13 protein-coding genes are annotated in these 13,226 nt (G+C 31.7%); 2 read left to right on the top strand and 11 right to left on the bottom strand.

Annotation, left to right across the window (positions count from 1 at the left end; all coding sequences use genetic code 11):
- Positions 1 to 52: 52 nt before the first annotated feature.
- Positions 53 to 970, top strand: a complete 918-nt coding sequence (miaA, locus tag BC952_RS08465; RefSeq protein ID WP_121365178.1) for a tRNA (adenosine(37)-N6)-dimethylallyltransferase MiaA — start codon at positions 53 to 55, stop codon at positions 968 to 970.
- 58 nt (positions 971 to 1,028) lie between these two features.
- A complete protein-coding gene (locus BC952_RS08460; protein WP_121365177.1) occupies positions 1,029 to 1,769 on the top strand; it encodes an acyl-[acyl-carrier-protein] thioesterase in 741 nt (246 codons plus the stop codon).
- 56 nt (positions 1,770 to 1,825) lie between these two features.
- On the opposite strand, the gene BC952_RS08455 is transcribed toward BC952_RS08460, so the two are convergent.
- From BC952_RS08455 to dapA, 11 genes are all read right to left on the bottom strand, one after another.
- On the bottom strand, positions 1,826 to 2,542 hold the full coding sequence (locus tag BC952_RS08455) for a response regulator transcription factor (protein WP_091170468.1): 717 nt from the start codon (positions 2,540 to 2,542) through the stop codon (positions 1,826 to 1,828).
- 3 nt (positions 2,543 to 2,545) lie between these two features.
- On the bottom strand, positions 2,546 to 4,129 hold the full coding sequence (locus BC952_RS08450; protein WP_121365176.1) for a sensor histidine kinase: 1,584 nt from the start codon (positions 4,127 to 4,129) through the stop codon (positions 2,546 to 2,548).
- Positions 4,130 to 4,188: 59 nt separating this feature from the next.
- Positions 4,189 to 4,785, bottom strand: a complete 597-nt coding sequence (coaE, locus tag BC952_RS08445) for a dephospho-CoA kinase (RefSeq protein WP_121365175.1) — start codon at positions 4,783 to 4,785, stop codon at positions 4,189 to 4,191.
- Position 4,786: 1 nt separating this feature from the next.
- Entirely contained in the window at positions 4,787 to 5,788 is a 1,002-nt protein-coding gene (locus BC952_RS08440; RefSeq protein ID WP_121365174.1) for a glycosyltransferase family 2 protein, read from the bottom strand.
- 128 nt (positions 5,789 to 5,916) lie between these two features.
- Positions 5,917 to 7,107, bottom strand: coding sequence for an enoyl-ACP reductase FabV (gene fabV / locus BC952_RS08435; RefSeq protein ID WP_121365173.1), 1,191 nt, complete (start codon positions 7,105 to 7,107; stop codon positions 5,917 to 5,919).
- 96 nt (positions 7,108 to 7,203) lie between these two features.
- The gene (gene recN / locus BC952_RS08430) at positions 7,204 to 8,856 is read right to left on the bottom strand and encodes a DNA repair protein RecN (protein ID WP_121365172.1); all 1,653 of its coding nucleotides are present in this window, start codon (positions 8,854 to 8,856) and stop codon (positions 7,204 to 7,206) included.
- Between the two features lie 55 nt (positions 8,857 to 8,911).
- Positions 8,912 to 9,796, bottom strand: a complete 885-nt coding sequence (porD, locus tag BC952_RS08425) for a type IX secretion system protein PorD (RefSeq protein WP_121365171.1) — start codon at positions 9,794 to 9,796, stop codon at positions 8,912 to 8,914.
- Positions 9,797 to 9,862: 66 nt separating this feature from the next.
- Positions 9,863 to 11,080, bottom strand: coding sequence for a bifunctional phosphopantothenoylcysteine decarboxylase/phosphopantothenate--cysteine ligase CoaBC (gene coaBC, locus BC952_RS08420; protein ID WP_121365170.1), 1,218 nt, complete (start codon positions 11,078 to 11,080; stop codon positions 9,863 to 9,865).
- An 8-nt stretch (positions 11,081 to 11,088) separates the two neighbouring features.
- Positions 11,089 to 11,406, bottom strand: coding sequence for a DNA-directed RNA polymerase subunit omega (locus BC952_RS08415; protein ID WP_035671643.1), 318 nt, complete (start codon positions 11,404 to 11,406; stop codon positions 11,089 to 11,091).
- A gap of 8 nt (positions 11,407 to 11,414) precedes the next feature.
- Positions 11,415 to 12,209 (bottom strand): outer membrane protein assembly factor BamD, encoded by a 795-nt coding sequence (locus BC952_RS08410; protein ID WP_091171137.1) that lies wholly within the window; start codon positions 12,207 to 12,209, stop codon positions 11,415 to 11,417.
- A 127-nt stretch (positions 12,210 to 12,336) separates the two neighbouring features.
- Positions 12,337 to 13,224: a 4-hydroxy-tetrahydrodipicolinate synthase gene (gene dapA, locus BC952_RS08405; protein ID WP_121365169.1), complete on the bottom strand. Its 888-nt coding sequence runs from the start codon at positions 13,222 to 13,224 to the stop codon at positions 12,337 to 12,339.
- Positions 13,225 to 13,226: the final 2 nt, after the last annotated feature.

Genomic DNA, 13,226 nt, shown 5'->3' with positions numbered 1-13,226 from the left:
AAACTAACTTCCATAACTCCGGGGTTTCCGTTTCCATCTGGGCTAAAAAAATATGAAATACTTAATCACTATTGTTGGACCTACAGCTATCGGAAAAACTTCCCTAAGCATTGTTTTAGCCAATTATTTTAACTGCGAAATTCTTTCCTGCGATAGCCGACAGTTTTTCAAGGAAATGACTATTGGAACAGCGGTTCCCAATGAATCAGAATTAGTTGCCGCAACTCATCATTTCATCCAAAACAAATCCATCTTCGAAAATTATACCGTTGGCGATTTCGAGAAAGAAGCTATAGCAAAACTTGACAAATTATTCTTAACCAATGATTACGCGATTTTAGTTGGCGGTTCCGGATTGTATGTTGATGCCATTTTAAAAGGTTTTGATGAATTTCCGGAAATTGACGCATCAGTTCGTACTGAAATAAATACGAATTATGAAAAACTGGGAATTGGATATTTACAGCAAAAACTCGAAGTTTTAGATCCTGATTATTTCAAAACTTTAGCTGCCGAAAATCCTCAAACTTTACAAAACCCGCAACGAATGATGCGTTTTGTAGAAGTCTGTTTGGGTTCCGGAAAACCATATTCTTCTTTTTTAAATCAAAAGCAAAACAGTCGCAACTTCACGCCTATTTTAATTGGTCTGGAAGCCGACAGAAAAGTCATTTACAACCGAATCAATCAACGCGTTGACATTATGATGAACGAAGGTTTACTAGCCGAAGCCAAATCGTTATTTCCAAATAAAGAGTTGAATGCATTACAAACAGTGGGTTATCGCGAGTTATTCAGTTATTTTGATAGAGAAATTTCATTGGAATTTGCCATCGAAGAAATAAAGAAAAACACCCGACGGTTTTCTAAACGCCAACTGACTTGGTTCAAAAGAAATGAAAACACCAAATGGTTTGATTTTGAAACTCCGTATGAAACTATTGTTGAATACATCAATTCAAAAAAGTAAACCAAAAATCAATATTTATAAAATAGAAATTCATAATTCATAATTCATAATTATTTATATGCCTATCTCTCCAAATTTCACTTCCATATTAAGCAAAGATTGGGAAATCAATTTTACACAATGCGCACCAAACGGTTTTTTAAAATATACTGACTTATGTAATATACTGCAATTAACGGCTGCTGCACATTCAGAAGTAGGTGGAATCAGTTTTTCGGATATGCAGGAATATGACCAAGCTTGGGTTTTGAGCAGAATGCGTGTCGAAATAAATAAATTGCCAAAATGGGGAGATATTGTAACTGTAAAAACATGGATCAATTCCCTGGAAAATTCCCGTTCCGTTAGGGCGCTGGAAATGCACGTAAATGGCGAAAAAATTGTGGGTTCTGAGACTTTTTGGGCGGTTTTTAATACTAAAAAGCGTCGGCCGGAAGGATTAGCGTTACCATTTGAACATTTTGAATTGTATCCGGAAAAAAGAGCTACTCTTGAAGGTTTTTCTAAAATAAATTTCAATAATGAAAAGGAAATTGTTTTTGAAAAAAGCGTCTTTTTATCGGATTTAGATATTGTAAATCATGTCAATAATGTCAAATATTTAGAATGGTGTTTGGATTTGGTAGATGAAAAATTAATTCTGAATCAAAAAATCAACAGTTTAGAAATGAATTTCTTAAAAGAATTATCATTAAAAGATAAAGTCATCATTCACGAAAGTATTTCAGAAAAAGAAACCGTTTTTAGTATTACAAAAGAAGATAAAACCAGTTTTGCATTACAATTGAACTGGAAATAAAGCACACTATTTTGCTCCAAAAAAAAAAGCCTCAATTTCTTGAGGCTTAAATCTATTTATTCTGCTACTTTGTTCTTAACCACTAATCTGAATCCTTCTCCGTGGATGTTCAAAATTTCTACATCTTCATCCAGTTTTAAATACTTTCTCAATTTAGCGATGTACACATCCATACTTCTGGAAGTAAAATAGTTGTCATCTCTCCAGATTTTTGTCAAGGCTAATTCTCTTGGCATCAAATCATTTTCGTGAAGAATCAACATTTTCAATAATTCATTCTCTTTTGGAGATAATTTTATTGGTTCTTCATTGTTAAATGTTAAAAAACGAAGTTTTGAATTCAAATGGAATTTTCCAATATTAAATTCAAATTGTACTTGTTCAGCTTTTGTATCCGATGATTTTCTTTGAATAATTGCTTTGATTTTCATCAACAATACTTCAGAATCAAAAGGCTTGTTCAAGTAATCGTCAGCACCTGCTTTATATCCTTTCAACACATCCTCTTTCATTGATTTTGCTGTTAAAAAAATGATTGGCACTTCATTATTTTTTTCTCTGATTTCTTTAGCTAATGTATATCCGTCTTTGTAAGGCATCATTACATCAAGAATACATAAATCATAAGTATCTTTTTTGAATTTTTCGAAGCCTTCCATACCATTTTTGGCCAAAGTAACATCAAAATCATTTAGCATTAAATAATCTTTTAAAACTGCACCAAAATTAAGGTCATCTTCGACTAGAAGTATTTTTTTATTTACATTTTCCATATTCTAATTTATTAATGGTAATTTTATTATGAAGGTACTCCCTTTTCCCTTTTCACTTTCAACATATACTTGACCATTATGGTCGTCAACAATTCTTTTTACGTACGCTAATCCTAAACCGTGTCCTTTCACATTATGAATATCTCCGGTATGTTCTCTGTAAAATTTTTCAAAAATTCTTTTTTGAGCAATTTTACTCATTCCCAAACCTTTATCTTTTACTTTGATAATAATCATGTCTTTGATATTTTCAGTAAAAATCTCAATTTCTGGAACGTTTGGAGAATATTTTATAGCATTCTCCAGAATATTAACAATCACATTGGTAAAATGAACATCATTAATTAATACTGTAGTTCTTACAGCATTGAAATGACAGGTTATTTTTCCTTGTCTATCTTCTAAAATCAAATTCACGTGATCTATTGCATCTTCAATAATTTCATGAATATTATTAGATTCTTTAGTAATATCTAATTCTTTCTTTTCTAATTTAGAAATTCGTAAAACATTTTCAACTTGTGCATGCATACGCTTATTTTCGTCCTTAATCATTTGGAGGTATCGCAGAACTTTCTCTTTATCATCAATTATTTTGGGATTCCTTATAGCATCCAAAGCTAAATTAATCGTTGCAATAGGAGTTTTAAACTCATGCGTCATATTATTAATGAAATCATTCTTGATTTCAGAAATTTGACGTTGCCTGATCAACTGATTCAATGCACTTGAATAGGCAATCAGAATAATAAGCGTAAAAACAATAGAAAGTACGGTTATACTAACCAACTCTGATAGTAAAAATTTCTTTTTAAGTGGAAATGTAACCAACAATTCGTATTTACTACTACCTTCATTATCAATGAAAACTGGAATAGAATAGGTAGCTTCTTTATCATATTTAAACTCATCTGATTTAATTTTAGTAGCTAAATTATTAGTATAAATACCAAATTCAAACTTAGTTTCAATGCCATACTCTTCTAATTCTTTCTTGATAAGTTTCTGTAAAACAGGCACAGAAACACGTTCCTCAAGTGGCATGGCTGACAATACATCTTTAGCTGAAATTTCAAAAAGAGCATTGTCTAAAATATCTAAATTTCCTGATTTTTCAATTCTAACATCTGGAATCAAACTTTGATTTACATCTGATTTATCAATGGAATTATCATTATAAACCTCTGTAGTTCGCTTAGAACTAAAACTTTTAAATTTTTCGGTATCAAATTTTTTATCAAAGAACGTTGGAGAAATATTGTAATCTTCAGAAATTATACTATTAGAATATATGATAGTTTTATTTGTTCTAGGATTTTTTTGAACATAATAAAATTCTAATATATCATCCTTCTTAGGAACTTTTCCAGTACTATCTTTATAATGATTTATTTTATCATAAAAATTATATGCTTCTTGCTTTTGAAGTTTATCGGCCACATTACCAATTACTTGCTTAACATGAAATTTAAATTGCTCATCATTGTTTTTAAATGAAGAATTAAACCAATATACCTGAACAAGAATAATTCCTATCAAGGATAAACTCATCAACAAAACAAGTAATCTAAAAAAAAGTTTATTCATCTAAACAAATTTAGTATTTTAACAATATATTAAATAATAGATTAACCAAACATTAACACCTAAGCTTGTTTTTGTTTAATCTTTAAAATTTTAAGAATTCGATCAACTTCTAACTTTGTAGATTCAATAGCGACATTTTCAATCACGAAATCGCTTTTTGAAATTCGTTTTTCATCGGTCCACTGAGCATTTATTCGTTTCAAAACAAGTTCTCGTGTCGTTTTATCTCGCTTGATAACCCTTTGAATCCTTGATTCTATTGGTGCTGTCACAGTTATAATTATATCACAGTCTTTATAACTCCCACTTTCAAATAATATAGCAGCCTCATAAATAACATAAGGAGCTTCTAGATTTTGTAAAAGCCATTGCTCAAAATGTTTTTTTACAGTAGGGTGAACAATACCATTGAGTTTCTCTAAACTTTCAGGATTATTAAATACAATTTTTGCCAATTTTTCTCTATTTAATATCTCATTTTCAAAAACATCAACACCAAATAAATCTTTTATAGCTTCCATAATATCTGCTGATTGCATGATTTTTCTGGCTTCATCATCAGCAATATAAACTGGAATTCCGTATGATTTAAAAAAATTTGCTACAGTCGTTTTTCCACTGCCAATACCACCGGTTAAACCAATAATTTTTGTCATACTATACTTTAAAAAATAATTCTGGAAAGGCCTCTTGCGGTTTTTGTCTCAAAATAATTACTTTATAATAAGAATACATAAAACCCATTCCATATCCATAGAATTGTTTCCAAATTGCAATTAGTGACAAATAACCTATTTTAATACTTTTATTCTGATAAGATGACACCAAAAACAGTACCAAAAAGTAAATGAAATACAATTGAAGCAGGTAATCAAAATTAAAAATCAATAACAATACAATTGAAGTAAAAAATCCAATAATGAAAACCGAAGGAAAGAAAAAAGTAAGTTTATTATATTTTGGATACCAACTATTTAAAATCGGTCGTGCTTTGCCAAATTTATTTACCTGAGTTGAAAACTTATCCCAATCGATTCTTCGCTTATGATATACAAATGCTTTTGGAAAAAGTTTGGTCTCAAAACCCAAGTTCCACAAACGAATTGACAAATCAGGATCTTCACCCGGATGGATGTTTCCAAAACCTTTGGATGCTTCAAAAGCTTTGCGAGACAATCCCATATTAAAACTCCGAGGTTGAAACTTATCAATTTTTTCAGAACCACCTCTAATTCCGCCAGTGGTTAAAAAAGAAGTCATCACAAAATTAATTGCTTTTTGTATGTCCGAAAAACTATCTAAAGCTCTATCTGGTCCTCCAAAACAATCCACATAATTTTGTTTTAAAGCCTTATCAACTTCTGACAAATACTCCTCCGGAATAATACAATCCGAATCGAAAATAATAAAATAATCTCCTCTTGCATTTTTCATTCCATAATTTCTAGAGTCACCCGGCCCAGAATTTTCCTTGTAATAATAGGAAATATCAAGTCTATCACCGTATTTGCTGGCAACATCCTTACAAATTAAAGTAGATCCATCTTCTACTAATACAATTTCAAAAATTTCTTTGTAAGTTGTATGGGACAAACTTTCTAAAAGTTCATCAACTTCGTCTGGCCTATTATAAACTGGGATTATTAAGGAAAATAACATAAATTAGAATGTGGTATTATTATTATATTTCAAGTGTTGAAAATTTTAACAAATATAATCTTTATCCATAAAAAAACCATCAACTATTAATTGATGGTTCTATAAATATTTTTTAATAAAATAGAGGATTATCCAATACTTTCGATGTTTACCACTTCATTAGTATCTGCTTTATAATCTACTCCCACTACGTCAAAGCCAAATAGATTGTAAAAATCTTTCCTATACCCTTCTAAATCACCTATTTCAGATAAATTTTCAGTTACAGCTTCAATCCACAATTTAGCCACTTTTTCTTGAACGTCAGGGCGCATTTCTAAATCGTCAATACGGATTCTTCCTTTTTCATCAACAGGAACTTCATTTCCAGTATATAATCTTTCTTGGTACAAACGTTGAATTTGCTCAATACAACCTTCATGAATCCCTTCTTCCTTCATTATTTTATACAATAAAGAAATATACAATGGAATAACTGGAATTGCTGAACTTGCTTGTGTTACTAATGCTTTGTTTACTGAAACAAATGCTTTTCCGTCAATCGCAGCAAGGCTGTCAGTGATGGCAAAGGCAGTTGCTTCAAGATGATCTTTGGCACGACCAATAGTTCCTTTTCTATAAACTGCTTCTGTCAATGATGGCCCAATATAAGAATAGGCAACAGTTGTAGCGCCGTGAGCTAATAGATTTTGAGCTTTTAATGCATCAATCCACATTGCCCAATCTTCACCGCCCATAACGGCAACAGTATTTTCAATATCGTCACCACTACAAGGCTCAATTGAGATTTCTGATACTTTACCAGAATGAAAATCAACCGTTTTATTGGTAAAAGTACTTCCGATAGGCTTCAAAACAGAGCGATGTAAAACACCGGTAACCGGATGCATACGAACAGGAGAAGCCAAACTATAGATTACTAAGTCTACTTGCCCTAAATCAGCTTTTATAAGATCTAATGTTTGTTGTTTTACTTCATTCGAAAACGCATCTCCATTGATACTTTTTGCATATAAACCTGCTTTATGCGCTTCCGTTTCGAAAGCAGCAGAATTATACCAACCTGGTGAAGCTGTTTTTCCTTCTGTTGGCGGTTTTTCAAAAAACACACCAATTGTAGCAGCATCAGAACCAAAAGCACTTGTAATTCTGGAAGCCAAACCAAATCCAGTTGAAGCTCCAATTACTAATACTTTTTTAGCCCCGTTTATAGGTCCTTTTGATTTTATGTATTCTATTTGATTTTTAACATTTTGTTCGCATCCTTTTGGGTGAGATGTCGTACAAATAAATCCTCTCATTCTAGGTTCTATAATCATACTCTTGGTTATTCGTTTTTTTATTTATTCGTGTAATCGTCTTATTGTTGATGCAAAAATCTTGTTTTCAAAAGTAAACAAATATAAAGTAAAAAATTAGTTCAGCAAGGCTTTAGCGTGATTTAAGGCCGAGTCCGAAACAATTGTTCCAGATAACATTTGCGCGATTTCGACAACTCTCTCTTCAATACTTAATAACTTCAATTCAGATTGTGTATCGTCCCCAACAGTCGATTTAAATACTTTGAAATGTGCATTTCCTTTAGCTGCAATTTGAGGTAAATGAGTAATGGCAAAAATTTGCATTTCCTGACTCATTTCTTTCATGATTTCACCCATTCTGATGGCGATTTCTCCAGAAACACCAGTATCAATTTCATCAAAAATTAAGGTTGGCAATTTTGAATATTGTGCCAATATCGCCTTAACAGCAAGCATAATCCTTGACATTTCTCCGCCAGAAGCCACTTTTTTTAGTAAACCAAAATCAGTTCCTTTATTGGCAGAAAATAAAAACTGCAGTTCATCTTTTCCATTTTGGAAATAGGTTTCAGTAGTATTTATATCAATATTGAAGCGAACATTTGGCATTCCTAAAGTTTCTAGAATGGTAATCAATTTTTGAGATAAAACCGGAATCGAATCCAACCTATTGTTATGAATTGTAGTCGAAAAAGCATCTAATTCAACTGTTTTTTGTCCAATAGAAATTGTCAGAGCCGCAATTTCTTCTTCCGTGTTACCTAATTCTAAAACTGAATTTTCTAGATTAGCTTGAATTTCCAATAGTTCATCAACAGATAAAACCTGATGTTTCTTTTGCAAAGTAAAAATAACCTGAAGCTTTTGACTGATTAAATCCAATTGTTCCGGATCATTAATCAGTTTTTCGGAACAGCGATTCATTTCATCCGAAATATCATCAAACTCAATTGTCAAGCTTGTAATCCTTTCTAACAAAGAATGATATTCCGTCGAAAAAGAGGCGATTTTTTGTAATGAAACCTTAATTTCATTTAAATTATGTAAAACTCCAATTTGTTCTTCATTGGCTATTGCCAAAGATTTATCAATCGATTCTTTTATAATCTCAACATTATTTAATTTTTCAAAATCAGCCTCAAGAGTTTCTTGCTCACCAGATTTTAATTGTGCTGCGACTAATTCATCCAATAAAAAAGTGTTGTATTCCTGCTCTTTCTTAGATTCACTTTGTCGTTTCAGCAAAGAATTTAATTTGGATTTATCTGATTTGTAGATTTTTAAAACCGATTGATATTCCAGAATTGTTTCTTTATTATTGGCAATTGCGTCAATGATTTCAAACTGTACATTTTCATCTGAAAGTTCTTGGGTTTGCTGTTGCGAATGAATATCAATCAAGAATAAGCTAAGTTCCTGCAATTCCTGAAGATTTACAGGACTGTCATTTATAAAAGCTCTTGATTTTCCTGAAGGAAGAATTTCACGTCTGATTATAGTATCATTTTCATAATCTAAATCATTTTCCTCAAAAAAAGGAAGCAAATTATACTTAGAAATTTCAAAATGAGCTTCAATGATACACTTTTCATCTTTGTTTTTTAAAGAAGTCAAGTCAGCTCTTTTTCCTAAAACCAGTCCTAATGCTCCTAAAATTATTGATTTACCAGCACCGGTTTCACCTGTAATTGTTGAGAAACCTTTTGAAAAATCGATAGTCAATTTTTCTATTAAAGCATAGTTTTTTATCGAAAGTGACGTTATCATTTTTATTTATTTTTTGTGATGATGAGCTGGAATTAAACTAAAAATTGGAAAACAATTAATATTTTATCAACGCCCATTTACTTGAATTTAAAGGAGATATTTTATTCAGATTATCGACTAAATCTGAAATTGTAATACTAGGTCCACCAGAGAATACAGAAACGATTTCATCTGATTTAGCATCGAAAAAGACACGGGTTAAAAAAGCATTGGGTCTTGAAGCATTTAGTTTAGCTAAGTCCATTAATGATCCTTTTATTTTTTCTTTAGAAACTTTTAAATCCTGACTCATTAGATCTAAACCAGTATGGTAATCAAACATGGTTTGTCTGATTTGCTTGAATGGAGGCGATAAAATATCATTTATCAAAAAATACCTAGTTTGGTTCCCATCAGCTTGGCTCCATCCTTTTGATCCACCTTGTTGCGCTACATTCGAAATATTTTGGGCTATTTCAAAACTTGGGGTACCAGATTCAGTAACAAATGTGTCTGCATCCATTCCTAAAATTACATACGTGTAAAATGCAAGTACAGAAACTAAATTAGAATCAAAGGAAGTTGGATTAAATATTAGATTTTCAAACTCTGTATATCTAAAATTAAAGTCTTTATCATTATAATTTAATACGGGAGATGAATAAGAGGAATTAAAAATAGGTCTGGAAGACTGTACTTGAATTGTGGCTGTAAATTGATCCGAACTATTACCAGAAATAGTGATATACATCGAACAATTAATTTTTTCGTTTTGCTTAAGTGTCTGACCTGTCCAATCGGTTTTATTTACAAACTCACTTATAGAAGTTTCTAAAGTTTTAAAAATTTGTTGATTTGTGACACTCAATCGTTGTGAATCAACCGTTACTGTACAATTTAGTTGTTGTGCTTGAGCAAATCCAAAAATAAAAAGCAGCAAAAAAGTAAATATTTTATTCATCTGTAGATTTTTATTATTTTGGTTTTATCTAAATCGCAACTATATGTGAGGTGAAATTACAAAATACTATATTCTTTTATCAAAGTAAACTACTATTTTGTTAAGGATATCGTCTGCTACTGCTTCTTTCGATTTTAATTGCATAGGTTCAATATTGAAAAACTTATCGATAAAAGTAACCTTATTGGTTGGCTTTCCAAAGCCCGCTCCTTGATCTTGTAGCGAATTTAAAACTATCAAATCTAAGTTTTTTTTCTGAATTTTTAGTTTTGCATTTTCAATTTCATTTTCTGTTTCTAACGCAAAACCTATCAAAAACTGATTTTTCTTTTGTTCGCCTAAAGAAGCTAAAATATCTTTCGTTTTTTCGAGTTCTATTGTGAAATTATCAGCGGCTTTTTTTATTTTTTGTTGGGCAACGTTTTTAGGTTTGTAATCTGCAACGGCTGCAGCTGCAATAGCAACATCCACGTCGGAATAAAACTGATGACAAGCCACATACATTTGTTCAGCTGAAACTACTGAGATAACATTAATTAGTGGATTTGAAACTTTACAATTTGTAGGCCCAGAAACCAAAATCACCGAAGCACCTAAATTCGCAGCGCTTAAAGCGATATCAAAACCCATTTTACCTGAAGAATGATTGCCTATAAAACGTACAGGATCTATTGCTTCGTATGTGGGACCGGCAGTAATTAATATTTTTTTTCCTTTAAGAGGTAACTTGCTATTTAAATCTCCTTCAATAAAAGCTACAATGTTTTCAGGTTCTGCCATTCTTCCTTCACCGGATAATCCGCTTGCCAATTCACCGCTTTCAGCAGGAATTATGACATTGCCAAATTGAGTCAGAGAATAAAAATTAGCTATAGTTGAGGGATGCTTATACATGTCCAAATCCATCGCAGGAGCAAAATATACCGGACATTTTGCAGACAAATAAGCTGCGATCAAAAGATTATCACAAATACCATTTGTCATTTTAGACAATGTATTGGCTGTAGCAGGAGCAATAACCATCAAATCAGCCCAAAGTGCTAATTCAACATGATTGTTCCATTTTTCATTCTCGTCGTCTTGATTATAAAAACTGGAATGTACAGGATTTTTGGACAACGTAGATAACGTAAGAGGAGTTACAAAATCCTTAGAAGCAGGTGTCATTATCACTTGGACATGTGCACCTGCTTTTATGAAAAGTCGTACTAATGATGCTGTTTTATAGGCTGCAATTCCACCAGAAATTCCAAGTAGAATTTTCTTACCGCTTAAAACTGACATAGTAACTATTATTTATTTGAATCTCTGTGGTAAATTTTACCATCTAACCATTCCTGAACTGCTAAAGCGTGTGGCTTAGGTAGTTTTTCGTAAAATTTTGAAACCTCAATTTGTTCTTTGTTTTCAAAAACTTCTTCAAGACTGTCATTATATGTAGCAAATTCTTCCAATTTCTCAGTCAATTCTTTTTTAATTTCAGAATTGATTTGGTTTGCTCTTTTAGCCATAATGGTTATCGCTTCATACACATTACCAGTAGGTTCTTCAATAACATTTTTGTTGTATGTTATTGTATTTACTGGAGCATTCGTCTTTTTTAAATCCATGACTTTATTTATTTAGTAAATTTTTGTAAATCTTTATCTATTCGAGCTAACATTTCGTTTGCTACTTTTTTGTATTTAGTTTCAGCATTAAATTTTATCAAATTTGATTGTGCAACTTTAGCTACATTTAATCGCTCTTCCATTTTTGAAGGAATACTATTAATGGCCAATTGATAGGCTGAATCTAATTTATAATACAATGCATCTTCTTTGTAAGGCGTTCCAGGATAATCAGCAACAAAATTATCTAAAGCTACAATAGCCGATTTATAATCTGAAATTGTATTATACCCTTTAGCGTTCTCAAATACTTTTTTCTCAATTTTTTCACTCAGCACTTTTACTGTTGCATTCGCTTCTGCCAAATACTCAGAATTGGGATAATTATCAATAAATGATTGTAATTTATCCAATGCTTTTGTAGTATCCGTTTGATCTAAACTATAAACTGGCGACAACATGGAATAACTTTTTGCTCCAAGATATGCAGCTTCTTGCAGTTTTTCACTTTTTGGATAACCCGAAACAAAACTTTCAAATTGATATCCTGCTAAATAATATTGTTTTGTTTTGTAATAGGATTGAGCAAACATATAAAATAATTTTTCCGCTTGAGGTTTTCCTCTATAAGCAGGAGCAATTTGTTCTAAAATACGAATTGCTTTGGTATATTTACCAGCATCATATAATTTAGTGGCCATTTCAAATTTGACAGCGACATCTTCGGTTTTTAATGCTTTCTGGTATTCGTTACAAGAACTGAAAACAGCAACAAGAAGCAATAGAGATAATATTTTTTTCATTTTTTTACTTTTTTTATGATTTCTTGATTGAAACAACCTACGAAATCATACCGAAGTTTCGGTGGCAAATTTAGTTATTAATTTAGCGACTTCAAAATATATTTTTGTTTAAAAAAAGACTGTTTTTTTACCCTTGTTTATTGACTTTTTTAACAAACTGATCAATCCTGCTTGCTAGCGAATCATCCACTTTTACTAATGGTAAACGCACTGTGTTTTCTGAAATTCCCAGTGATAGAAACACTTGTTTGATTCCAGCTGGATTTCCTTGCTCAAAAATCATATCGATACAATCCGCTAAAAGATATTGAGATTTGAAAGCTTCATCCACTTTGCGATTCAAACCTAATCGAATCATTTCAGAAAATTCTTTAGGAAAACCTTGACCGATTACAGATATTACACCTGATCCACCTGCTAAAACCATTGGTAAAGCAATCATATCATCGCCGGAAATCACAAGAAAATCTTTTGGTTTGTCTTTCAATAATTGCATCGCCTGAACAAGATCTCCTGCAGCTTCCTTAATAGCTACAACATTTTCAAAATCATTTGCCAAACGCAAAACAGTTGTAGGCAGCATATTACTTGCAGTTCTTCCCGGAACATTATATAAAATTACCGGAATTGGGGAGGCTTCAGCAACTGCTTTGAAATGTTGGTAAATCCCTTCCTGAGTTGGTTTGCTATAATATGGAGAAACAGAAAGTATGGCTGTAAATGCAGATAAATCTCTTGTTTTTAACTCTTCAACAACTTTTGATGTATTGTTACCTCCTACTCCCAAAACTAGTGGTAAAGCACCATTATTAGCTTCGATTACAGTACTAATAACTAATTCTTTTTCGTCTAGAGACAAAGTTGCATTTTCTGCAGTTGTTCCCAGTACGACAAGATATTCAATTCCTCCATCGATAGAAAAATTTACTATTCTTTTTAATGCTTCGGTATCAATTGAAAAATCTTCTTTAAATGGAGTTACTAGAGCAACACCAGTTCCTATTAATGATTGCATAT

The organism is Flavobacterium limicola (assembly GCF_003634755.1).
GTDB classification, from domain to species: Bacteria; Bacteroidota; Bacteroidia; order Flavobacteriales; family Flavobacteriaceae; genus Flavobacterium; species Flavobacterium limicola.
Note: the sequence above shows the minus strand (reverse complement) of the source record. Positions and strands in the feature narration are given on the sequence as shown.